At 66.0% G+C, this 20,502-nt stretch carries 17 protein-coding genes and 3 pseudogenes; 7 read left to right on the top strand and 13 right to left on the bottom strand.

The features are described from left to right. Positions 1–36: 36 nt before the first annotated feature. From KXC42_RS04700 to KXC42_RS04690, 3 genes are all read right to left on the bottom strand, one after another. Positions 37–243 carry a hypothetical protein gene (locus KXC42_RS04700; RefSeq protein ID WP_039587485.1) on the bottom strand — a complete coding sequence of 69 codons (207 nt, stop codon included), beginning with the start codon at positions 241–243 and terminating at the stop codon, positions 37–39. Positions 244–317: 74 nt separating this feature from the next. Further along, positions 318–605: an SHOCT domain-containing protein gene (locus KXC42_RS04695; protein ID WP_039587683.1), complete on the bottom strand. Its 288-nt coding sequence runs from the start codon at positions 603–605 to the stop codon at positions 318–320. Positions 606–637: 32 nt separating this feature from the next. After that, entirely contained in the window at positions 638–1,087 is a 450-nt protein-coding gene (locus KXC42_RS04690; protein WP_006551605.1) for a DUF6325 family protein, read from the bottom strand. 196 nt (positions 1,088–1,283) lie between these two features. On the opposite strand from KXC42_RS04690, the gene KXC42_RS04685 reads away from it, so the two are divergent. Continuing rightward, positions 1,284–2,693, top strand: coding sequence for a hypothetical protein (locus KXC42_RS04685; RefSeq protein ID WP_219129994.1), 1,410 nt, complete (start codon positions 1,284–1,286; stop codon positions 2,691–2,693). Here KXC42_RS04685 and KXC42_RS04680 read toward each other — a convergent pair. Genes KXC42_RS04680 through ppk2 form a run of 3 tightly spaced genes read right to left on the bottom strand, consistent with a single transcriptional unit; the run spans position 2,678 to position 8,113 of the window. Next, positions 2,678–4,393 (bottom strand): SulP family inorganic anion transporter, encoded by a 1,716-nt coding sequence (locus tag KXC42_RS04680; RefSeq protein ID WP_039587489.1) that lies wholly within the window; start codon positions 4,391–4,393, stop codon positions 2,678–2,680. The genes KXC42_RS04685 and KXC42_RS04680 overlap by 16 nt on opposite strands. 9 nt (positions 4,394–4,402) lie before the next feature. Next, positions 4,403–7,183: a cation-transporting P-type ATPase gene (locus KXC42_RS04675; RefSeq protein WP_219129993.1), complete on the bottom strand. Its 2,781-nt coding sequence runs from the start codon at positions 7,181–7,183 to the stop codon at positions 4,403–4,405. Positions 7,184–7,213: 30 nt separating this feature from the next. Then, complete coding sequence (gene ppk2 / locus KXC42_RS04670) at positions 7,214–8,113, bottom strand: polyphosphate kinase 2 (protein WP_219129992.1); 900 nt, start codon at positions 8,111–8,113, stop codon at positions 7,214–7,216. 188 nt (positions 8,114–8,301) lie between these two features. On the opposite strand from ppk2, the gene KXC42_RS27700 reads away from it, so the two are divergent. Next, the gene (locus KXC42_RS27700; protein ID WP_138841847.1) at positions 8,302–8,544 is read left to right on the top strand and encodes a three-helix bundle dimerization domain-containing protein; all 243 of its coding nucleotides are present in this window, start codon (positions 8,302–8,304) and stop codon (positions 8,542–8,544) included. 3 nt (positions 8,545–8,547) lie between these two features. Continuing rightward, positions 8,548–8,748, top strand: a complete 201-nt coding sequence (locus tag KXC42_RS04665) for a hypothetical protein (protein ID WP_071934449.1) — start codon at positions 8,548–8,550, stop codon at positions 8,746–8,748. Here KXC42_RS04665 and KXC42_RS04660 read toward each other — a convergent pair. Next, the gene (locus KXC42_RS04660) at positions 8,703–10,760 is read right to left on the bottom strand and encodes a phage holin family protein (RefSeq protein ID WP_219129991.1); all 2,058 of its coding nucleotides are present in this window, start codon (positions 10,758–10,760) and stop codon (positions 8,703–8,705) included. The genes KXC42_RS04665 and KXC42_RS04660 overlap by 46 nt on opposite strands. Before the next feature lie 35 nt (positions 10,761–10,795). On the opposite strand from KXC42_RS04660, the gene KXC42_RS04655 reads away from it, so the two are divergent. Continuing rightward, positions 10,796–11,602 (top strand): MBL fold metallo-hydrolase, encoded by an 807-nt coding sequence (locus KXC42_RS04655; protein ID WP_138841843.1) that lies wholly within the window; start codon positions 10,796–10,798, stop codon positions 11,600–11,602. Positions 11,603–11,634: 32 nt separating this feature from the next. Here the strand turns inward: KXC42_RS04655 and KXC42_RS04650 are convergent, their stop codons facing one another. Together KXC42_RS04650 and KXC42_RS04645 are read right to left on the bottom strand one after the other, a co-directional pair. Beyond that, complete coding sequence (locus KXC42_RS04650; protein ID WP_219129990.1) at positions 11,635–12,465, bottom strand: class II glutamine amidotransferase; 831 nt, start codon at positions 12,463–12,465, stop codon at positions 11,635–11,637. A 60-nt stretch (positions 12,466–12,525) separates the two neighbouring features. Continuing rightward, positions 12,526–13,848 carry a diacylglycerol kinase family protein gene (locus KXC42_RS04645; protein WP_219129989.1) on the bottom strand — a complete coding sequence of 441 codons (1,323 nt, stop codon included), beginning with the start codon at positions 13,846–13,848 and terminating at the stop codon, positions 12,526–12,528. 255 nt (positions 13,849–14,103) lie between these two features. Between KXC42_RS04645 and KXC42_RS04640 the strand changes: the two are divergent. The 3 genes and pseudogenes from KXC42_RS04640 to KXC42_RS04635 all read left to right on the top strand — a co-directional run bounded on the left by KXC42_RS04640 (position 14,104) and on the right by KXC42_RS04635 (position 16,424). After that, positions 14,104–15,249 (top strand): annotated as a pseudogene (locus KXC42_RS04640) (IS3 family transposase). Positions 15,250–15,329: 80 nt separating this feature from the next. Beyond that, entirely contained in the window at positions 15,330–15,464 is a 135-nt protein-coding gene (locus tag KXC42_RS27070; RefSeq protein ID WP_257606024.1) for a hypothetical protein, read from the top strand. A gap of 39 nt (positions 15,465–15,503) precedes the next feature. Further along, positions 15,504–16,424, top strand: coding sequence for an isopenicillin N synthase family oxygenase (locus KXC42_RS04635; RefSeq protein ID WP_219129988.1), 921 nt, complete (start codon positions 15,504–15,506; stop codon positions 16,422–16,424). On the opposite strand, the pseudogene KXC42_RS04630 reads toward KXC42_RS04635, so the two are convergent. From KXC42_RS04630 to KXC42_RS27065, 4 genes and pseudogenes are all read right to left on the bottom strand, one after another. Beyond that, positions 16,408–17,040 (bottom strand): annotated as a pseudogene (locus KXC42_RS04630) (IS3 family transposase); the annotation flags it as partial. The gene KXC42_RS04635 and the pseudogene KXC42_RS04630 overlap by 17 nt on opposite strands. Positions 17,041–17,111: 71 nt before the next feature. Continuing rightward, entirely contained in the window at positions 17,112–17,936 is an 825-nt protein-coding gene (gene istB, locus KXC42_RS04625; protein ID WP_016695443.1) for an IS21-like element helper ATPase IstB, read from the bottom strand. After that, positions 17,933–19,288: a helix-turn-helix domain-containing protein gene (locus KXC42_RS04620; RefSeq protein ID WP_219129987.1), complete on the bottom strand. Its 1,356-nt coding sequence runs from the start codon at positions 19,286–19,288 to the stop codon at positions 17,933–17,935. Before KXC42_RS04620 ends, istB begins: the two co-directional genes overlap by 4 nt. 141 nt (positions 19,289–19,429) lie before the next feature. Further along, a pseudogene (locus KXC42_RS27065) lies at positions 19,430–20,049 on the bottom strand (transposase); the annotation flags it as partial. Positions 20,050–20,502: the final 453 nt, after the last annotated feature.

Here is a 20,502-nt window from a genome sequence, read left to right as displayed (position 1 = left end):
CTCTTTCAACAGATACAGTGCGTCACCGCTACGATCTCAGGTCGACGGCGGCCGACGGGCCGACCAGTATTCCGGCTCGACCTCCCCGACGTCGACGTCGTGCCCGAAGAGCTGACGGGCCAGCACACGAGCGCGGTCCTGCACCTCCGTCGGGGTGAGGTCGTCCGCCAGTACCAGCGACAGCCTCGCCACGTAGTCGGTCGGCTCGTCGATCCGGTGTACCGTACACCTCCAGTCGCCCATGAAGCTCGTTCCTCGACCCGTCGGCGGCGCGTGGGAGTGGTCGTGTCCGCTCGACGCAGAGGCCGGACTCGGGCTCAGGATGCGAGAATTCGCGCCTTCTCCCTCTCGAACTCGGCCTCGGTGAGCACACCCTGGGCCTTCAATTCGGCGAGGTCCTTCAGCGCGGTGATGCGATCCGTTCCACCCGGAGGCGGCGCGGGCATGGGTTCGGGTTCGGGTGCGTACTGGGCGGGACGCCCGTAGACGGCCTGGCCCTGCGATGCCCATCGTTCTCCCTGCCGGCGGGAGACGCGGTTGGAGACGGCCGTCGCCGTCCCGGCTACGACTGCGGTGCGAGCCACCCCGCGGAGTAGTCCTGGCATGTCGATCTCCTCGTGTATTTCGTTCGCTCGAGTCACATTTCGACGTCGAGCTTCTCCAGCGAAGCCAGGATGCTCTGGACCGGGATACGCCCGGACGCGACGAGTTCGGCGCCGTTGCGACGCAGTGCCCGCGCCAGCGGAGCAGCCCAGGTGTTCTCGTAGACGAGCACGGCCGCCGAGCAGCCGGGTTCGAGCGCAGCCCCCGCTTCGTCGAAATCGGTGTCGCCGAGCAGGCCCGACGACGCCTCCGCGAACAACGTCACGTCGACTTCTCCTTCGAGCCCGACCTCGGAGATGTCGATCCCGGCGACCGAACCGTCGGTGTCCTTGCGGACGAACGCGAGATCGAGCACCCGGATGATGCCTCGCTCGACAAGGTCGAGCAGCAGCGGTAGAGCAGAACCGTTCGGTGGTCGGTCGGCGGGGAATTCGATGACGAGATAGTCGACCGGGCCCATCTCGTCGATATCCGAATCGGTCACCTGAAGCCTCTTTTCGATGAAAGATCGTTGGCGGAAGCCGGGAGTGGACTTCCGTCGGTGTCGTCGACAACAGATCCCCTCCTGTCGAGTATGACCACTCGAAGTCCACTTCTGAAGGGAATAGGATCCAAATTCCAACCGGAGTTGTCGGCAACGGCGCATAATGGGTCCGGCCCCGAAAGGGGGCGATGCAGGGATGACCACAAACATCGGCACAGGCGGTGAAGGTCCCCGACCCGACCGACTGGACGACGACGAGCGCGCCGAACTCGATCGGTTGCGTGCGGAAGTCGCCACGCTTCGCGAACGAGCCACTGTCGGGGTGGAGCCCGTTCCCGAGCCGCGGCCTGCGAGACACGGCTGGCGCTGGGCTGCCCTTGCACTGCTCGCCGTGCTGGTCGCGGTCCTGGCCGTCCTCTCGGTCACCGCACGGTTCGTGCGCAGCGAGATCCTCGACACCGACCGGTACGTGACAACCGTCGCCCCGCTGGGCTCGAACCCCGCCATCCAGACGCAGATCGCGAATTCCGTCACCGACGAGATCTTCACACGCGTCGACGTCGAAGGTCTGACGACCGACGCTCTGGTCGCTCTCACCGACGCCGTTCCGGCCACAGAGAACGCGCCGCGCGTCGACCGCGCCGTCGAGGGACTGGCACCGGTGATCACCGGACAGGCGCGGAACTTCGTCAACGAGACGGTGTTGTCACTGGTGCAGAGCGAGCAGTTCGAGGATCTGTGGATCCAGGCCCACCGCGCCGCCCACAACGCATTGGTCGCGGTGGTGACCGGCAACGTCGGGCCGTCGTCGGTGACGGTCGACGATTCGGGCACGGTGAGCATCTCGCTCGGCACGGTGATCGACAACGTGAAGGGCCGTCTCCTCGACCGCGGTTTCACGTTCGCGGAGAAGATCCCGAGTGTCGACAAGCAGTTGGTCCTGTTCCGATCACCGGAACTGGTCCGGGCGCAGCGAGCCGTGAACACTCTCGACAACATTTCGGATGTGCTGCCCTGGATCACCCTCGCCGCTGCTGCCGGCGCAGTCGCCGTCGCGCCGCCGGGCCGTCGCCTACGCGCACTCGCCTTCGTCGGCCTCGCACTGGTCGTAGGAATGTTCGTTCTGGCGGTCGCGCTCATCATCGTCCGGTCGCTGTATCTCGACGATGTCCCGCCCGACGTCCTGTCGCCGGAGGCGGCAGCAGCCATCATCGATGCCGTGCTGATGCCGCTGCGGACCAGCCTTCGGGCGGTCGCGGTGCTCGGACTGGTGATCGCTCTCGGTGCCTACCTCACCGGTGGCTCGTCCTCCGCCCGGACCGTTCGGCGTGGGTTCGGCCGCAGCCTCGGTGCCGTCCAGCGGCTACGTCGGCCCCGCCCGCCGAATGCGTTCGAAGAAGCGGCCTTCCGTGCCCGCGTCGCGATCCGGGCGGTCGTCATCGGAGTGGCTGCACTGCTCGTGATGTTCTGGCGCTACCCGACCGGGCTCGTGGTCGCGCTCATCGTGCTGGGTGCGGTACTGGCGCTGCTGGTCCTGGAACTGGTGATCAGGCCCGCCCGTACCGTCGAGGACCGACCGACGATCGAGGATCAGCCGACGATCTGATCGTCGCTTCGACCGGTCCTGCCGATGAAGGCGTTCACCGCGTCCTCGACGGTCGGATGGAAGCGAGTCGGGTCGAACCTGTCCCCGACCCCGAATCTGATGAGCCGGTCCTTGATCGGCCCCTTCATCTCGGCGAACACGAGGCGGATGCCGTTGCCCTCCAGATAGGTGTCGAGGTCGACGAGCTCGTCGACGGCGGTCGTGTCCAGTCCCGTGATCGGTTCGGCCGCGATGACCACCCATTCGACCGGCGCTTCGGTTCGGGCCACCACCGACCGCACGTACTGATCGAAGATCTCCCCGTTGGCGAAGAACAGCGGGGCGTCGAACCGGACGATCACCAGACCCGGGATACGACTGCCCTCGGGATGACGTTCTACGTCGTGGAATCCCGGACGATCGGCGGTCCGCACGAGCTCGGTGCGATACGGCTGCCAGGCGCGCGCGACCACCGAGACGAAGGACAGACCGATCGCGACGACGATGCCCTGCAGCACGCCCACCAGAGCGACCCCGAGGAAGGCCGCGACGGCCAGCCCGAACTCCACCGAGCTCATCCTCCACATCCGGACCATGCCCCGGACGTCCACCAGGGCCGTGGCGGCGACGATCACTACAGCACCGAGAGTCGCATCGGGTAGATAGGTGGTCAACCCCGGAGCGACGAGAACGAAGACGAGAACGGCGACCGCTCCCACGACACACGCGAATTGGGTTCGCGCGCCGCTCTGCTCGGCGACCGGCGTCCGAGATCCGCTTGCGGAGATCGGGAACCCTCCGAAGAGTCCTCCGGCGATGTTGGCGACACCCACCGCTTTCATCTCCGTGCTCCCGTTCACGTTCTCACCCCGTCGCGCGGCGAAGGTGCGGGAGAGCACTCCGGTGTCGGCGAAAGCGATCAGCGCGATACCGGCTGCAGGTCCGACGAGACGGGCGACGTCCGACCACTCGACCCCGCCGAACGACGGGAGCGGGAGTCCCTCGGGCAGCGCGCCGACCATTCCGATGTCGTCGGTGAGATCCAGCGCAGCGGAGGCCACGATCGCTCCGACGACCGCGACCAGGACTCCCGGTATCCGCGACAACCACAATCGGAAACCCACGATGACCGCGAGCGAGGCGAGCCCGATACCGGCTGCGACCGGGTCGATCCCACCACCTACCACGGTTTCCCCGATCTCTCGGATCTCCCCCAGGAGGCCGGGCGCGTCGACCGAGAAGCCGAGCAGTTTCGGAAGTTGTCCGACGATCACGACGAGTGCGATGGCGTTCAGGTAACCCAGCCGGATCGGTTTGGACAGCAGTTCGGTGACGAAGCCGAGACGGAGGAATCCTCCGACGAGCAGGATCACGCCGACGAGCACACCGAGTACCCCGGCGAAGACCAAGGCGCTCTCCGGATCGTCTGCGACGGCGAGCGGAAGGACGGCCGCTGCGATGAGCGGAGCGAGCGACGAGTCCGGGCCCAGGACGAGGATCTTCGACGGGCCGACCACCGCATAGGCCAAGAGAGGAACGATGGTTGCATAGAGGCCGGCATAGGCAGGCAGACCCGCCGCTTCCGCGTAGCCCATTCCGGCAGGGATGAGCAGTGCGGTGAGGACGAGACCGGCAGTGATGTCCGGACGCAGCCACTCCCGGCGATAGGCACGAGCTGTTGCGATTCCGGGAAGCGCCCCCAAGCCCTGGATTCGTGACATGACCCGGCCTCAGTGAGCACGCGCAGGAGCAACCGCCACCGGCGCGGGGATCGACAGGTCCGGTGTGTGTCGGTGACGCCGGATCGCCTTCTCCGCTTCCACGACGACCGGAACGATCACCGACCAACCGATGCAGACCAGCCATTGAGCGCCCGTCAGCGACGTCGTCATGAGAAGGTCCTGCAGGAAGTCCGACTCGACGGCGAGCACGGTGACCACCACCGGAATCGACAGGATCCGGAGGGCGCCCACGATCGGCGCGGCGAATCCGGATTCGGGATCGCGCCGCATGGACAATCCGGCGAGAACGGAGCCGAACGACAGCACGACGAAGGCGGTCGTCATCGGCACCGACGGTTCGGTCGTGCTCATTTCGCCCGGGGCGAGGAGCAGGGCCGCGAGAGCCACGGCGAATTGAAGGGTTCCGTAGACCGTCCACTGCACGAAAGCGGCTCTGTTTGCGATGGGTGTATTCGGGTCACGAGGCGGCTTGCTCATGAGATCCGGTGAAGGCGGGTCGAGCATGATGACGGCGACCGGGAACAACGTGATGAAGAAGTGCTGGAACAACACCATCAACGGGGTCAGGGCGACGCCGTCGTTGATGTCGAAGATGCTCGCGACGAGGAAGAGCAGAACGAGCGACAACAGCTTCGACATCTGGTACCGGATGTACGACACGATCTTCTCGTAGATGTTTCGCCCCAGCCGGATCGCAGTGACCAGCGTTCCGAAGTTGTCGTCGGTCAGCACGATCCTCCCGGCCTGCTTCGTCACTTCGCTGCCCGATCCCATCGCAACTCCGATGTCGGCCTTCTTCAGCGCTGCGGCGTCGTTGACGGCGTCTCCGGTCATCGCGACGACCGCGCCCTCCTTCTGCATGAGATCGACGAGGCGGAGCTTGTCCTGGGGAGTGACACGGCCGAACACGTGCAGGTTCGGAAGCTCCGCCGCCAGAGCCTCGTCGGGCATCGCACGTAGGTCGGGTCCGTTGACGACGCCCGGTCCGAGACCGAGTTCGGCGCCGATCGCGGAGGCGGTGATCGCATGATCGCCGGTGATCATGCGGACATCGATACCTGCCGCGTGCGCGGTGCGCACCGCCTCGATCGCTTCGGGTCGAAGCGGATCGATGATGCCGACCATCCCGACGAAGGTGAGATCGTCCACGAACGACATCGGATCGATCCGCACCGCTTCCTCCTGCCCGTCGACGAGACGGGCCGCGAACGCCAGGACCCGCAGTCCCTTCTCGGACAGGGCTCGGTTCGCCGCGACGATGTCGTCACGAACCTCGTCGAGTGGCGCCGCTCGTCGTCCCGGACGGAAGGCGCTGCCGCACTGTGCCAGAACCACGTCCGGGGCGCCTTTGACGAGCTCGACGAATCGTAGGGCGCCGTCGACCGGCAGGTGATGGAACGTCGCCATGAACTTGTACGCCGAGTCGAACGGCACTTCGGCGACGCGGGGATACGACCGGCGGGTGAGCGGGGCGTCGATGCCGAGTTTGGCGGCCAGCACGACCAGAGCCGCCTCGGTGGGATCTCCGACGACCACTCCGCTGTCGGACACCGTGGCATCGCTGTCGAGGCATAGTCCGTATGCGAGAAGAGTGAAGTCGGGCAGCTCGTCGCCGGCGGCACGCGTGATCCGCCCGGTCTTGCTGTATCCCTCACCGTCCACGGTGTACCACCGGGTGTGGAAATACAACGAGCGCACGGTCATCTGGTTCATCGTGAGCGTACCGGTCTTGTCCGAGTTGACCGCGTTCGTGGCACCGAGGGTCTCGACATCGGAGAGGTTCTTGACGACGGCCTTCGCTTCGGCGAGCTGCCGGGCACCGAAAGCGAGCATCGCCTGCACGAAGGTCGGCAGGCCGGTCGGGATCGCCGACACCCCCATGGCGATGCCCAGCAACAGCACCGTGGTCAGATCCTGCCCGCGGATCACGCCGATGACGACGATGACGGCAACCGCGGTCCAGGCGATGACCCCGAGCAGCCGGGTCAGCGAGTCGAGTTCGCGTTGCAGCGGTGACTTGCTCGGAGCAACGGCCGAGAGCATCGATGCGATCCGGCCCATTTCGGTGTCCATGCCCGTCTCCGTCACCACCATCCTGGCGGTACCACGAGTGACGGATGTGTTCTGGAACAGCATGTCGGAGCGATCGCCCAGGGGCACGTCACCGACGGGAAGGGCCGCGGGGTCCTTCGGAACGGGTGCACTTTCTCCCGTGAGCGCTGCTTCCTGCGTCTCGAGCGTCGCCGACGTGATCACACGTCCGTCCGCGGGCACGAGGTCGCCGGCTTCGAGTTGCACGATGTCGCCGGGCACCAGGTCGGTGGCTCCGATCTCGCTCAACACTCCGTCGCGGATCGTTCGCGCCTGCGGAGTCTGCATTCTCGCGAGGGCGTCCACGCTCGCACGGGCCTTCACTTCCTGCCGCGTGCCCAGCACCACATTGAGCGCGACCAGGACGATGACGACGAGTGCGGTGGAGATCTCCCCGATCACGATGCTGACCGCCGTCACGGCGATCAGCATCAGGTTCATCGGATCCCGTACCTGCCGCAGTGCGATCGTCGACGTGGACGGTGCGGGTTCGGACACGATCGTATTGGGTCCGAAGCGTCGGCGACGTTCGTCCGCCTCTGCCGTCGTGAGACCGGATCGTTCGTCGGAGGACAGTGCTGCGATCACGTCGGCGGCGTCTGTGGCATACCAGGACGGTTCTTCCCAATCGGGGACGAAATTCTTCGCTCGGTCCGGTCCGGATCTCGTAGTGGCCATCGCGGTTCGTCCTTCCTTACCGGAAGAGCCTCAGTAGAGCGTGGGTATCCAGTGAAGAGGCTGGGTCGGTGCCGTGTACCCATCGGCGTCCTGCCGCTGCGGCAGAACCAGATCGGGGCGCTCGAGCGGCTCGTAGGGGATCCGGTCGAGCAGATGGGCGATGACGTTGAGCCGACCACGTTTCTTGTCGTCGTTGTCGACGACATACCAGGGAGCCCAACCGGTATCGGTGAAGTGGAACATCTCGTCCCGTGCCCGGGAGTAGTCGTACCAGCGTGTGTACGATTCCAGATCCAGATTCGACAGCTTCCAGGTCTTACGAGGATCGTCGATGCGACTCTGCAAGCGCAGCGTCTGTTGCTCCGGGCTCACTTCCAGCCAGTACTTCAGAAGGATGATGCCGGAGTCCACGATCGCGCGTTCGACCGTCGGGATCATCTGGAGGAAATGCTGTGCCTCCTCCTCCGTGCAGAAGTTCATCACTCGTTCGACGCCGGCGCGGTTGTACCAACTGCGATCGAAGATCACGACCTCGCCTCCGGCCGGCAGGTGGGGTACGTAGCGCTGGATGTACATCTGAGACCGTTCACGCTCCGTGGGTGCGGGCAGAGCGACGACGCGGAAGACCCTGGGACTCAATCGTTCCGTGATCGCCTTGATGACACCACCCTTGCCTGCGGTGTCGCGGCCCTCGAACAGGATGCAGATACGAACTCCGGACGATCTCACCCATTCCTGCACGGCGACGAGTTCGGCGTGCAACGGACGGAGCAGGCGACGGTACTCCTTGTTCTTCATTGGTTCGCGGACCGGCGATGCGCCCTGCTGCGGTGGACCGGGGGGACGAAGGGCGCCGGAATCGGAACGCGCGGTGAGCGACTTCGCCGGCGATCTCTTCCGGTGCTTCTCGTGCCCCGTCTTGTGTCCCACGGTTCTCCCTCGGACGTCCACCCATTGTCCGCCTCCGACCCCGCGTTCGTGGGAGAACGATCGGTTCGGGCGATGGACGCGGTCCGGCCACCACGTAGCTCAGGTGTTGCCGAATCGTGCTCGGAAGCGGTGCATTCGATGCCGTTTCGAGTCTTGACGGATCTCGGGGCCGACGTCACGCTTGGCCGATGAGCGGTGACGACGAGTTCCGTCAGATCCAGCAGGTGACCGAACGCCTGATCGTTCGATATCCGCTCGTTCCCCCGGAGGACATCACACGTGCGGTGCACGGCGTCTATAGCCGATTCGCCACGAGCAGGGTTCGAGACTTCGTTCCGCTCCTCGTCGAGAAGGCGGTGAAACGTGAACTCTCCGAACCTACGATTCTCGATTCCGTTCTTCCGCCCGCGATTCCGGAGGTCGGAAGGTAGGACGTGAGCAAGCACGAGCACGACATGCTGCTTGTGAGCGCTGCAGCATACGACCGCGTCGACGATGCCGTGGCCGACTTCGAGCGCCTCGCCGACCTTCGCGCCCATCGAGCAGAATCCCTGACCTTGCCGGCGGAAGAGCTCTGTACGAACCGTTTTCATTCCATCCGAGCCGCGTCGCCCGACCGGGTCGTCGCGTCGTGACCGGTCGCGGCCGTCGACGGTCGCGACGAGAGATCCCGCCACCCGACGAGCACCTCGTGTATGTTCTCGGCACCCTTCAGCGGCTCGGGTGGAGGGGGCAGCGTGGCCGGGTAGAGGAGGAAGGGCGTGCTCTGCGGGCCACCCATGCCGCCGTGCGAACCGATCTGCTCCTCGAATGCCGCGACCTCGTCGGTCTCCGGCCAGTAGGCTCCACCGACCATGATGTCGGCGACGTTGCCGAAAGTGTCGGTGCGCCGGATCTTCGACAGTGCGTCGAGTCCCATCACCTCGAGGGGGTTCCGGCCGGTGACCTCGCCGGTCGTCACGTCCACCCGGCCGTGGGGTCCGAGCACGACGGATCCGCCCGGAGCGGCAACGAGAAGGAAGCCGATTCCGGGATGCTCCCGGAGCCCGGCGAGCAGTCCCGGATGCGCCGCCTCGATGGCGTCGATGTCGGCGCGACCGGGCAGGTGCGGGAAGTAGATCAGGCCGAGATTGCCCGAGCCGAGAACGATCGGCTCACCGGCGGCCGGGCGCGACTGCTCGTCGGCGGCAACGTGCATGCTGGCTGCGGCGTAGGCGCGGCCCTCCGCTCCGGGTTGGGCGGCTTCCTCTCCCCCGCGCTGGTGCCTGTGACCGTCCGGCGCGACCGAACCGGATCGTGTCGTCAGCCGGACCACCAACTCCCTCAGGCTTTCCCCGTAACGCTGCAGGAAGGTCGCACCCTGACTCTGTCCGTGATCCGAGAGCACGACGACGCGATAGGACCGGTCGGACTGTTCCGCCACGGCGAGGAGCATCTCGATGATGTCGTCGACCTTCGTGAGCACGGCCAGCGTTTCGGGTCGAGAGATCCCCGAGTGGTGCGAGACTTCGTCGTAGCCGATCAGATCGAGGTAGACGACGGTACGTCCCTCGATCAGATCACCGACCACGGCGGCGGCGGTGACGTCGGTGGCGAGAACCGTCGCGAAGGCGCGGACGAACGGATAGATTCCGCCTCGCGGTACTCGTGGCCGAATGTCCTTCCGCTTCTGGCGCAGTGACTGACGAAGTTCCCGTTGCAGTTCCGCGATCATCCGGATGAAGGTGCGCAGTGCGCTTGCCGGGTCGGCGAAGTAGGCGCTGTAGCCGGCGCCTCCACCGAGTCGGGCACCACGCATACGACTGACGACCAGCACGTTGTCCTGTGCGCCACCGGTGAACAGGTTGCCCCGGCTCGCACCGTCGTGCGCGAGCAACCCGGGCCGGTCTGCTCGTTCGAGTTCGCGTTGTTCGTTGTCGGCGGGGTTGCTGAACACGGAGATGCGCCCGGTCGTCTTGTCGTACCAGCGGAATGCGGGCACGTTGTGATTGGAACCGTGCAGTACACCCAGCTGTGTCGCACCGGTCTGGCTGCTCCAATCCGTGTACCACGGCACCAGCCGGTGGGTCTCACGCACCAGTTTCGCCAGGCCGGGCGTGACACCGTCGGCGATCGCCCGCCGCAGGACGTCGTATCCGAGTCCGTCGATCTGGATGCACAACAGCCCCGGAGTCGCGTCCACGAGCGTCGCTTTGCGCCGCAGGCGGAACCGGTTCCGTCGCACCTGCATCAACCGATAGGCGGTATCGGAGCGGGAGGCGATCGCGCTCGAGACGACCGAGGTGACCAATGAGACCGGTGCGGCGAGGACGATCGCGTCGAGCGGGCGGTCCACCGTGGCGACCGGTACCAGGTACAACGTCAGCAGCATGATCGCGCCACCGGCAAGGAACACCCCGGCGAACAACAGCACCGGGCCGACCCACGACATCAACCGCATCATCACCGGCCACAGGGCCGCGTTCAGCAGACCGAACACCAGCGCGAGTACCAGTGCAGCCGGGAGCGTCGGTATCGGAGCGAAGCCGGACCGATCCAGGGTGATGCCGCCGAGGATGCGGTCGAGCACGACGAGCACGAGCGTCGACGATCCCCACAACACGAGGAACTCGACGAGTATTCGCAACAAGCTGCCCACCGTACGCATCGCGGGCCCCTTCCCACGTCTGGAATCGTAAGGTCATGAGCACGCCACCGCGGGGGAATGCCCCGGCATCCGGTCTGCGCTGGCTCGGACATGCCACCACGCTGATCGAGGACCTCGGGACGGTCGTCCTGACCGATCCGGTGCTCACCGATCGCGTCGCGCACCTGCGTCGACGCCGGGGCCCCACCCCGGCCGGACCGCGCGTGCTCGACCCGGATGCGGTCCTGCTCTCACACCTGCACGCGGACCACACCCACCTGCGGTCGTTGGGAAGGCTCGATCCGGACGTTCCGATCGTGGTCCCACGGGGAGCGGTCGATGGATTACCGGCATTGCGTCGGTTCGACGACCGGTTGGTCCCGCTGCGTCCCGGCGAGGCGACACGGATCGGCACGGTCACCGTGCGTGCCGTGCCCGCCCGACACGACGGTCGCCGTTGGCGGCGCGGCCCGGAGTTCGCCCCAGCGGTCGGATATGTCGTCGAGGGAGACCGGCGGACCTATTTCGCCGGCGACACGGATCTCTACCCCGGTCTTGCCGAGCATGTCGGCCCGGTGGATATGGCGTTGCTCCCCGTGGGAGGTTGGGGACCCACGCTCGGCGACGGTCATCTCGATCCCGCTCGGGCCGCGGTCGTCGCCCGACTGGTGGAGGCAGGTCTGGCCGTACCGATCCACTACGGCACGCTGTGGCCGATCGGATTCGACGCCGTTCGGCCCCGGTTGTTCTTCGGACCGGGCGCCGAGTTCGTCCGCCGGGCCCAAAACGCCGGGATCGCTGCCGTGGAGGCGGCTCCGGGCGATTCACTCGGCACATCGGGTCCCGGCCGGAACGAGCGGTGACACGGATTCCGGTCGTGAGGAATTCGTCGTGATCACATCGAGCGCACGGGCGAGATCGGCGCGAACGGCCGGAACTCCTGGTCGCTCCCCCGAACGACACCCGCGCTCGACTCGGGAACCTCCAGCCAGGCCCCTTCGAGATCCCGAAGGGGTTCGGACACCACGAAGCGGGTGTCGTCCCCCAGCTGGTACAGCACTTCCACTTCGGGATGCTGCGCCCGTATCGCCTTGATGTCGGCCGAGTAGAACAACGAGCGTGTCTTCCGCTCCGTCGAATACCGGAACACCCAGACGCTGCTGCCGTCGGTGGTGGCGAGCGTTCCCTGCATGGGATTCTCGATGCCCAGGCGAGCTCCGACGTCCTCCACGAAGCCTACGGCCTTCGCCACGCCGGTGAACGGGTCGTCGGTGAGGCCGAAGGTGAGCGCGAGGTAGAACAGCATCTCCGAATCCGTCGACCCCCGGATCGCGTCGTAGAGACTCGTATCGACGGCCATCGCCAGATCCCGCTTCATGAGGTGGAATCCGTGCACGGCCCCGTTGTGCATCCACAACCTGTTCTCGTAGCGGAAGGGGTGGCAATTGGTGCGCTGCACCGGAGTTCCCGTCGAGGCGCGGACATGCGCGAACATCAACGGCGTACGGATCTGCGTGGCGAGCTCGCGGAGGTTGCTCTCGTTCCAGGCGGGTTCGATGCACTTGAACAATGCCGGCCTCGGGCCTTCTCCGTACCATCCGATGCCGAAGCCGTCGCCGTTCGTGGTAGTTGCGCCCATCTTGGAATGCAGGCTCTGATCGATCAGGGAGTGCACCGGCCGGAAGAGCAGGTCGTCCATCAGGACGGGATCACCGGTATACGCCATCCATCTGCACATCCCTCCATTGAAGTCGTGGGATGCGCCGGAATGTGCAATCGGAAGAGTTCAATTCGGCCACAATATCTTCCGCAATCGGGCGGAATCGAGGTGCGGGGGCGGCACACGCACTCCCGGACGGTTTCGGGGAACACGAACTCGTAGCGCTCCGGTGGAGATCGTGCATCGTACCGGTGTCGACAGCATCACCGACTCGCCGTCGACTCCGACCGGAATTTCCGGTACGTCCGCATCGACGACCACTTCTGTCGCCGTGCGCTGCAACAGTCCTCGGTCGTGGGTGCGGCGGAACAGGCCGACCGCCTGGCGTGCGTTCGCAACCGAGATCGCGACGACGCCGAGCCGGCCGTTGTCCAGACGGGGACGTCGGCCCATACCTGCCAGGTCGTCGAAGGCGTACGGACCGTTGCTGACCAACACCGCCTGGGGCCCGTCGACGGCCTCCGTGTCGATGTGTGCCCGCAAGCCCGGCCGGCCCTGCTCACCGAGCAGATCGGGCAGCATCTGCAGCACCGTCGCCGTCTTGTCGGCACGGTACTGCGGACTCCGGACCACCTCCGCGTAGACACCGAAGGACGCATTGTTGACGAACGGCCGCCCGTTGATCCGGCCGAGATCGACGCGCAGTTCGACCCCGTCCCGGAGGGCGTCCAGACCCGCGGCGGGATCCTCCCGATCCAGTCCGAGGTCGAGAGCGAAATGATTCCGGGTTCCGGCGCTGATCACCACGAACGGAAGCCGGTGTTCCGCCGCGACCGCCGCGACGAGGGCCTGTGTTCCGTCGCCACCCGCGACGCCCAGCAGGTCCGCCCCTCGTTCGACGGCCTTCTCCGCCAGTTCGGTGACGTCGAGTTGCTGCGGTCCGCTCAGCAACACCACTTCGGCGCCGAGTTCCTCGGCCTTGCGCTGCAGGTCGTAACGGACGACCTTGCCCCCGCCCGAGCGTGGATTCATGACGAAGAACGGGTGCTGTACGGGAACGGCCGGGAACTCCGGCTGCGGGCTCACGCGATCGGCCCGCAGGGCACGGCGTCCGCACGCGACCGCCACAGCGACGAGCAGCACCGACACGATCGCAACCCACAGGTGACCCGACGCCGCGAAGACGACGATCACGACCACCGGCGCGAGGACGGTCACGACCAGAGCCGCCCCGCGGATCACGCCCCGGTGGGTGAGGAACCAGTAAGCCGCGGCAACGGCCAGGGCTGCACCGGCCGCCGCGACCAGCAGCAGCGCGACGACACCGCGCAGACCGGCCTCGGCGATCGGAAGCCCGATGGCAACGATCAGCACCACCACGGCGGTCCACGCCCACCGGCGGGAATCGGCGGGTACCGGGTCCCGATGCGATTCGTGTTCCTCGGCCATCGACTCGACCTCGCAATCGTTCCTGCGCGCCCGGGTAGCCGACCTCGCGGGCCGGACGGACTTCTCGGGTCGAGGACCGACCACCTCTTCCGAGCTTGGCACGATCGTGTGCGGGTGAGGAGTGTTTTGCCGTTGCAGAATTTTCTGCGACACCGCACGTTTCGCCGTGCCGGTGGCGTGTCCCCTGTGAGTAGGTCCGGGTTGTTCTAGAGTCCTGATTGCCCTGGTAAGGGCGAAGAAGGGACGATAGGAATCATGGCGGGACGCAAACGTCACTCGGCGGAGGACATCGTGCGCAAGCTGCGCCGAGCCGACGAGTTGGCCGCGGTAGGCAAGAACGGCGAAGAGATCGCTGCCGCACTCGAGGTGTCGGCGGCGACGCTGTACAACTGGCGTCGTCAATACGGCGGCATGGATGCCGATGCGGCGAAGGAGCTCAAGGAACTGCGGGAGCAGAACAGCCGGCTCAAGCGATTGCTCGCAGATGCCGAGTTGGAGAAGGACGCGTTGCGGGAGATCGCGAAGGGAAAATTCTAAGCCCGACCGCCAAACGCGCCGCGATCACCATGCTCACCGACACCCTGCAGATGTCGGAACGGTTCGCGTGCAAGGTCGTTGGGCTCTCCCGATCGGTCTACCGGAGGCTGCCGTTGGCGCAGACACCGGACGACCCGGACGCTGACCTGCGCACAGAGTTGCGCAGCTATTCCCGCAAACATCCGCGGCACGGGTTCCGTCGGGCGTGGGCGTGGCTGCGCTACGACCAGGGCATCGAGGTGAACAAGAAGAAGGTGCACCGCCTGTGGAAAGAAGAAGGATTGCAGGTCCGGCGTGCCCCACGCCGCAAGCGTGCCGGCCAGTCCTCCGTTCCGGCCGTCGACGCAGATGCTCCGAATGTTGTGTGGGCATTGGACTTCCAGTTCGATTCGACCGTCGACGGCAAGACGGTGAAGATCGCGTCGATGGTCGATGAACATACCCGGATGTCGTTGTTGAACATCGTGGACCGCTCGATCACCGCCGGTCGGTTGATCGAAGGCTTGGAGAAGGCGTTCGCGATGTGGGGTGGGCCGCCGCTGGTGTTGCGCATGGACAACGGGCCTTCAGTTCATCTCGGAAGCGCTGCGGGACTTCTGTGCTGGGTCGGTGGGGGTGTCCTACATTCCGCCGGGTACGCCGTGGAACAACGGGTTCATCGAATCGTTCAACAACCGGTTGCGCGATGAGTGTCTGAACCGCAACTACTGGCCCACTCTGCTCGAGGCCCGGGTGGTGATCGAGGACTTCAAGGACGACCACAATCACCGACACCGTCATTCGGCATTGGGGTACAAGACCCCCGCCGAGTACGCTGCCGGATGCACCCACCGGCACCAGCCCGTGGCGTGCGAGATCGACTGATCGACTGCACAGAGGAACCGGCTCTAGGAACGACCGGACCGACTATCGGGGACCTGCCACAGACGCTGGGCAACTTCGACATGGACCGCATCGACAAGCTTATCGACGTCATGCGTCCAATCCTCGGCAAAAGGGGAACCAACCTCCCCGCAAACCTGAGCGCCGAGGATCTCGCCACCAACAAATTCATCGATCCCGCCATCGGGCTGCAGTAGCTCGGGGCAAGACCCCATACCCAGAAAGAGGTTATTCTAATGCCACGCAACGTACCCATCATCGACCTGAAGTCGTTCATCGACGGCACTGACAAGGAGTCCGTAGTCGCCGCCGTCGACGATGCGTGCCGCAACACGGGCTTCCTTGTGGTCACCGGACACGGCGTCGCCCCAGAAATCATGCAGGGTGCGCTCGACGCTATCCGATCGTTCTACGAGCAGCCAGAGTCGACGAAGGCCGCTCATGACAATTCGGTTCGTGGCACCGGTTGGAAACAGTTCGCATCGATGTCCCTCGGCAATCTCGAGGGCGATGGAACGGTGCCGCCGGATCTTCGTGAGGAGTTTCGCGTGCGGCGCCTCGACATCATCGACTGGGTCTCGCCGATCTGGGGAGACCCCCTCATCAACGAGGCGTTCCGCGACGCACTTGTGCGGTACTACACGACCCTCGACAGACTCGCCGACGTCATCGGCCAGATCTTTGCCCTCGCCGTCGGCAAGCAACAGAACTACTTTGAGCAGTTCACCGATCACCACGACAGCTATCTCGGCCTCTATTACTACCCTGCCCTGGAGAAGGCCCCCGAACCGGGACAACTTCGCGGGGGCGCGCACACCGACTTCGGCAGCCTCACGATCCTCTACGGCTACCCCTCGGTCCAAGGCCTGCAGGTCTGGAACGACGAGGAATGGGAGGACGTCCCGCTGGTGCCAGACTCCTTCGTGATCAACATCGGTGATCTCATGCAGCGCTGGACCAACGACGTCTGGAGCTCGACCAGACACCGCGTCGTCAATCCGTCCGACGGGCAGTGGGATCAAGCCCGATTCAGCATGGCCTTCTTCCATCAGCCGAATTACGACGCTTTGATCGAGAGTCTCGACGACACGGAACCCGCGAAGGGGCCTTCGCCCCGGAGTGTGGACACGGGATTTGTGGTTAGGCGGCCAGCGTAGTGCTGGTCGTGGTGGATGGGGCGGTGGCGTGCTCGTAGGCGGTTGGTGAGAGGTAGCCGCAGGCAGAGTGCCGGCGTCGGTTGTTGTAGCGCAGGATCCACTTGAACACTTCGCGCCGGCAGGTGGTTGTGTCGGGCCACGTGTGCTCGCCTGCGAGGGTCTCGCGCTTCAGGGTGGCGTTGAACGACTCCGCGAGCGCGTTGTCGGCCGATGTGCCGACCCGGCCCATCGACCTGGACACGCCCAGCTCGGCGCACAGGCGGGCGTAGTCGGCCGAGCAGTAGACCGACCCGTGGTCGCTGTGAAACACCGAGCCCGCGAGTGAGCCTCGTTCGTGGGCGGCTGCGTTGAGGGCGTCTTCGACGAGGCTGGTGCGCATGTGGTCGGCGATGGACCAGCCCACCAGCCGTCGGGAGTAGAGGTCGATCACGGTGGCGAGGTAGAGGAACCTCGTGCCCCCGGCGCCGTCGCCGCAGGGCAGGTAGGTGATGTCCCCGACGTAGCGGGTGTTGATCTGCTTGGCGGTGAAGTCACGGTTGAGTTGGTCGGGCACGACGGCGTCGTCGGGTGCGGGGATCGTGGTGCGGACCTTCCCGCGTAGCCGGAGTCCGGCCAGGTGGTGTTCGTGATGCGGCTCAGCGAAGGTGCTCGCTTGTGCTCAACGAAAGTGCCCACTCGTGGGCGTGTTCACTGTAGCGGTTGCCGGGTCCCGGTGGTGGCCTGACGGAGCTTTTCCGCCCGGGCATGGTGATCACGTAGACGGTAGGAATCCCCGTCGAGATTGAGTACCACCGAACGATGCAGGAGCCGGTCGAGCATCGCCGCCGCGACGGTCGTGTCACCGAGCACCTCACCCCACTCACCGACACCCCGGTTCGTGGTGATCACGATCGACGTCTTCAGATACCGTTGCGCGACAACCTGAAACAACGCAGATGCGGCCTCACCCGGCAACGGGAGATAGCCGAGCTCGTCGATCACCAACAGCGTCGGACCGGCATAGAACCGCATCGTCGTCGCCCACCTCCCCTCGATCGCCGCCCGGTGACAGCGGGCCGCCAGATCCGCGGCGGTGGTGAAATAGGTGCGGTAACCGGCATGCGCCGCAGCCCGCGCCAAACCCACCGACAGATGGGTCTTTCCGACCCCTGGCGGCCCGATCAGCAGCACGTTCGTCGCGGTTTCCAGGAACCGGCAGGAGCCCAGCTCGGCGATCAACGCCCGATCCAGACCGGGCGCGGCGTCGAAATCGAAATCGTCGAGTGAGGCCGGGGTCGGCAGGCACGCGAACCGCAACCGCCCCGCCAGCCGGCGGGCTTCGGTGGCATCGACCTCGATCGAGAGCAATTGTTCGAGGGTCGCGGTCATCGACAGGCCCTGTTTCTGCGCCCGGTCGAGCACCGAGGGCAACGCTTCGGCGGCGTCGTGCAGCTTCAGCGTCGCCAGGTGACCCCGCAGCCGCTGATAGACACTCGCTGCCGCGACGGTGGTGGTGTCGGGGTTGGGGGTCATGACAGGGTGTTCCTTCCGCGGGCGGCACGCTCGTAGGCGGCCAGATCGATGACCGGCGAGGCCGGAGAGGTCGACGGTGAATGAGACTCAGTAGTGTTGGTGCGCAATGCTTCTGCCGCAGCACGAGCGTCCGCGCCGGGTGGGATGCGTTCCTTGCGGCGGTGCGGCCGGCCTCCGGCCGCGGCACCGGCCAGTGCGGCCTGTTCGAGGACGTGGACGTGTCCGTGATCGCGCACGATGACCCCGGCCCCGTCCGGAGCCAGCCGGTGGCGGGCGACGGTGATCTGCGAGGCGGTGACGATGTCGATCACCTCGTCACCGAGCCTGCGGGTGACGTGCACCTGCGCTGCCGCCAGTTCCGGGGGCACCGAGTAGCGGTTGCCGCGGTAGGCCACCAACGCTTGCCGGGAGACGGTCCGCGGTTCGCTGATGACCACCGGATACGGGCTGCTCGGCATCGGCGCCAGGGATTCGCGGGCGGCGACGGTCAGCACCGAGGCTTTACCGTCGGCGGTGGCGCGCATCCGGGCATCGGCGCGCAGGGTGCAGAACTTGTCCACGCTCGCCTGCGCCTGCTCGACCGTCAACTCGTCAGCCACGGACCTCCACCACCGCTGTGCTGCAGTGTGATTGGCCTTCTCGACGACACCTTTGCGGTTGCCGGACCGTGGCGGGCAGATCGCCGGCACGACACCGTAGTACTTGGCGACGCCGGCGAATGAGGCGGTGACCGTCCCGGACTCGGGGTGGCAGACCGTGGCCATCCGATCGAACCGCCAGGTGCGGGTCAGGCCGCCGAGTTTGCGGCAGATCCGGTCCAGGCCGTCGATCAGATGCGGCTGGGTCATTGCCGGGGCGAGCACGCCACGCCACCGGCCGGAGTGCGCGAGCGAGCCGACCAGCAGGTAGGCGGTCTTGCCCCACCCCCAGGCGGCGGGTGGGTTCGGTAGTTCGACCCAGTCCCATTGGGTTTCCTCGCCGGGTGGGTGCTCGATGATCGCGTTCGGCCGGTCGGTCGCGCAGGCGCAGGACTCGCAGACGGGCCGGAGCTTTCGTTGTCGGATCTGGCGGGTCAGCGTCTGATACGAGGCGGTGTAGCCGAGGTCCTCGAGTTCGTCGCACAAGGTCCGCGCCCACAGATGCGGATCCTCGGCCAGGCGGGCTGTCACATAGTCGACGAACGGCTCGAACGGGTCGGCGCCGGCGCGTTTACGCACGCCGGGGGTGGTGGTGCCGTTCAGGTAGTTGCGGATGGTGCGCCGGTTTCGGCCGGTGTGCCGGGCGATCGCCGCGATCGTCCAGCCTCGTTTGTGCAGTGCGTGGATCTCCACGTCTTCCTCCCATGTCAACATGAGAAAGCGGGTCTCCTTCGAGTAGCCGGTGCGTGGTCAGAGACCACCAGCATCGAAGGAGACCCGCCCTCATCGGCGGAGCCACACGGGTGAGCACTTTCGGTGAGCAGGACTGAGCAGGATCAATGAGCGCCATCATTCGCGCATCACCCGCGCCACGCGTTTGTGGTTGACCCGCTCTTCGGGTGGGACCCCGGCGTTGAGCTCGTGCGTGACCCGCGGCGCGCCGTAGGCCCGGTCGCCACCTGTCTTGGGGTCCTGGATCGTTCGGACCTTCGCCGCCAGTGCCGCATCGCTGGCGGCCCGCTTGGCGCGTGCCGGGGTGCCGGCCTTCCAGGCGTAGTAGGAGGACCGCTTGATCTCGACGGCCGTGCAGAGTCGCTTCACCTCGAAGATGGCGGAGTTGTCGGCGACGAACTGGAAGCGACTCACCAGCGCGTCTCCCCGGCGAAATACTTCGCGGCCCGACGGAGGATGTCACGCTCGGTGGACAGCAGGTCCTTGGCAGCCTTCAGGTCCGCGACCTCACGCCGCAGCCGGGCCAGTTCCTGCGCCGGCGACTCCGGCCCGCAGCTGCCCTCGGGAGGGTCCTTCGGGGTCCGGCCCCGGACCGCGACTCCCGCCGCCTTCAGCCAGGTCGAGAGGGTCGCGTCGGTGATGCCGAGGTCGGAGGCGATCTGCTTCACCGTCGCCCCGTCGGTGGTGGCGTAGAGGTCGACCGCGTCGCGGCAGAACTCCTCGCTGTAGGTCTTGCGTGCCATACGTGGATCGTCTCGCTTCCCCCGGCATCAAACCGGGATTGGCGTGTCCACACTCCGGGGTCAAGTCACCAGTACGAAGCGATCACCTCAGGTGCCTACTTCGACTATCAGCAGAAGTCGATGGTGGTTACGACCTAGTGGGCTCGGGTGTCGGGGTGGTTGAACCCGGTAAAGGCGGGATCCCGGCAGCGGCCTATCTGCCGTCGATGTCGGAGTACGCGATCTGGCGCAGGCCGTGCCAGGCCGATGTCGTAGTGCTTCATGTGGACGCCGGGATAAGCGTTGCAATCAGTGGCCAGAAGCCGTGGTCACCGGCGAGTAGGCGTTCTCCCGCAAGACCGCCAGCTCGCCAGCACGTGGCGTGTCTGAGCCGGCCGCCGCCGGCGGCGAAGAAGCCCGGGACGAGCGGATAACGTGCAGGGCTGCGCACGGTGGGCAACAGACGGGCTGCGA

It is taken from the genome of Rhodococcus sp. LW-XY12 (assembly GCF_019317345.1).
Classification (GTDB): Bacteria; Actinomycetota; Actinomycetes; order Mycobacteriales; family Mycobacteriaceae; genus Rhodococcus; species Rhodococcus pyridinivorans.
Note: the sequence above shows the minus strand (reverse complement) of the source record. Positions and strands in the feature narration are given on the sequence as shown.

What these genes read in the sequence shown, in the direction of transcription:
- KXC42_RS04645 (WP_219129989.1), bottom strand. Translation starts at nt 13,848, where the DNA reads ATGGCCGAGGAACACGAATCGCATCGGGACCCGGTACCCGCCGATTCC.
- KXC42_RS04650 (WP_219129990.1), bottom strand. Translation starts at nt 12,465, where the DNA reads ATGGCGTATACCGGTGATCCCGTCCTGATGGACGACCTGCTCTTCCGG.
- KXC42_RS04700 (WP_039587485.1), bottom strand. Translation starts at nt 243, where the DNA reads ATGGGCGACTGGAGGTGTACGGTACACCGGATCGACGAGCCGACCGAC.
- KXC42_RS04680 (WP_039587489.1), bottom strand. Translation starts at nt 4,393, where the DNA reads ATGTCACGAATCCAGGGCTTGGGGGCGCTTCCCGGAATCGCAACAGCT.
- KXC42_RS04695 (WP_039587683.1), bottom strand. Translation starts at nt 605, where the DNA reads ATGCCAGGACTACTCCGCGGGGTGGCTCGCACCGCAGTCGTAGCCGGG.
- KXC42_RS27700 (WP_138841847.1), top strand. Translation starts at nt 8,302, where the DNA reads ATGAGCGGTGACGACGAGTTCCGTCAGATCCAGCAGGTGACCGAACGC.
- KXC42_RS04620 (WP_219129987.1), bottom strand. Translation starts at nt 19,288, where the DNA reads ATGTTGACATGGGAGGAAGACGTGGAGATCCACGCACTGCACAAACGA.
- istB (WP_016695443.1), bottom strand. Translation starts at nt 17,936, where the DNA reads ATGACCCCCAACCCCGACACCACCACCGTCGCGGCAGCGAGTGTCTAT.
- KXC42_RS04635 (WP_219129988.1), top strand. Translation starts at nt 15,504, where the DNA reads ATGCCACGCAACGTACCCATCATCGACCTGAAGTCGTTCATCGACGGC.
- KXC42_RS27070 (WP_257606024.1), top strand. Translation starts at nt 15,330, where the DNA reads ATGGACCGCATCGACAAGCTTATCGACGTCATGCGTCCAATCCTCGGC.
- KXC42_RS04685 (WP_219129994.1), top strand. Translation starts at nt 1,284, where the DNA reads ATGACCACAAACATCGGCACAGGCGGTGAAGGTCCCCGACCCGACCGA.
- KXC42_RS04660 (WP_219129991.1), bottom strand. Translation starts at nt 10,760, where the DNA reads ATGCGTACGGTGGGCAGCTTGTTGCGAATACTCGTCGAGTTCCTCGTG.
- KXC42_RS04675 (WP_219129993.1), bottom strand. Translation starts at nt 7,183, where the DNA reads ATGGCCACTACGAGATCCGGACCGGACCGAGCGAAGAATTTCGTCCCC.
- KXC42_RS04655 (WP_138841843.1), top strand. Translation starts at nt 10,796, where the DNA reads ATGAGCACGCCACCGCGGGGGAATGCCCCGGCATCCGGTCTGCGCTGG.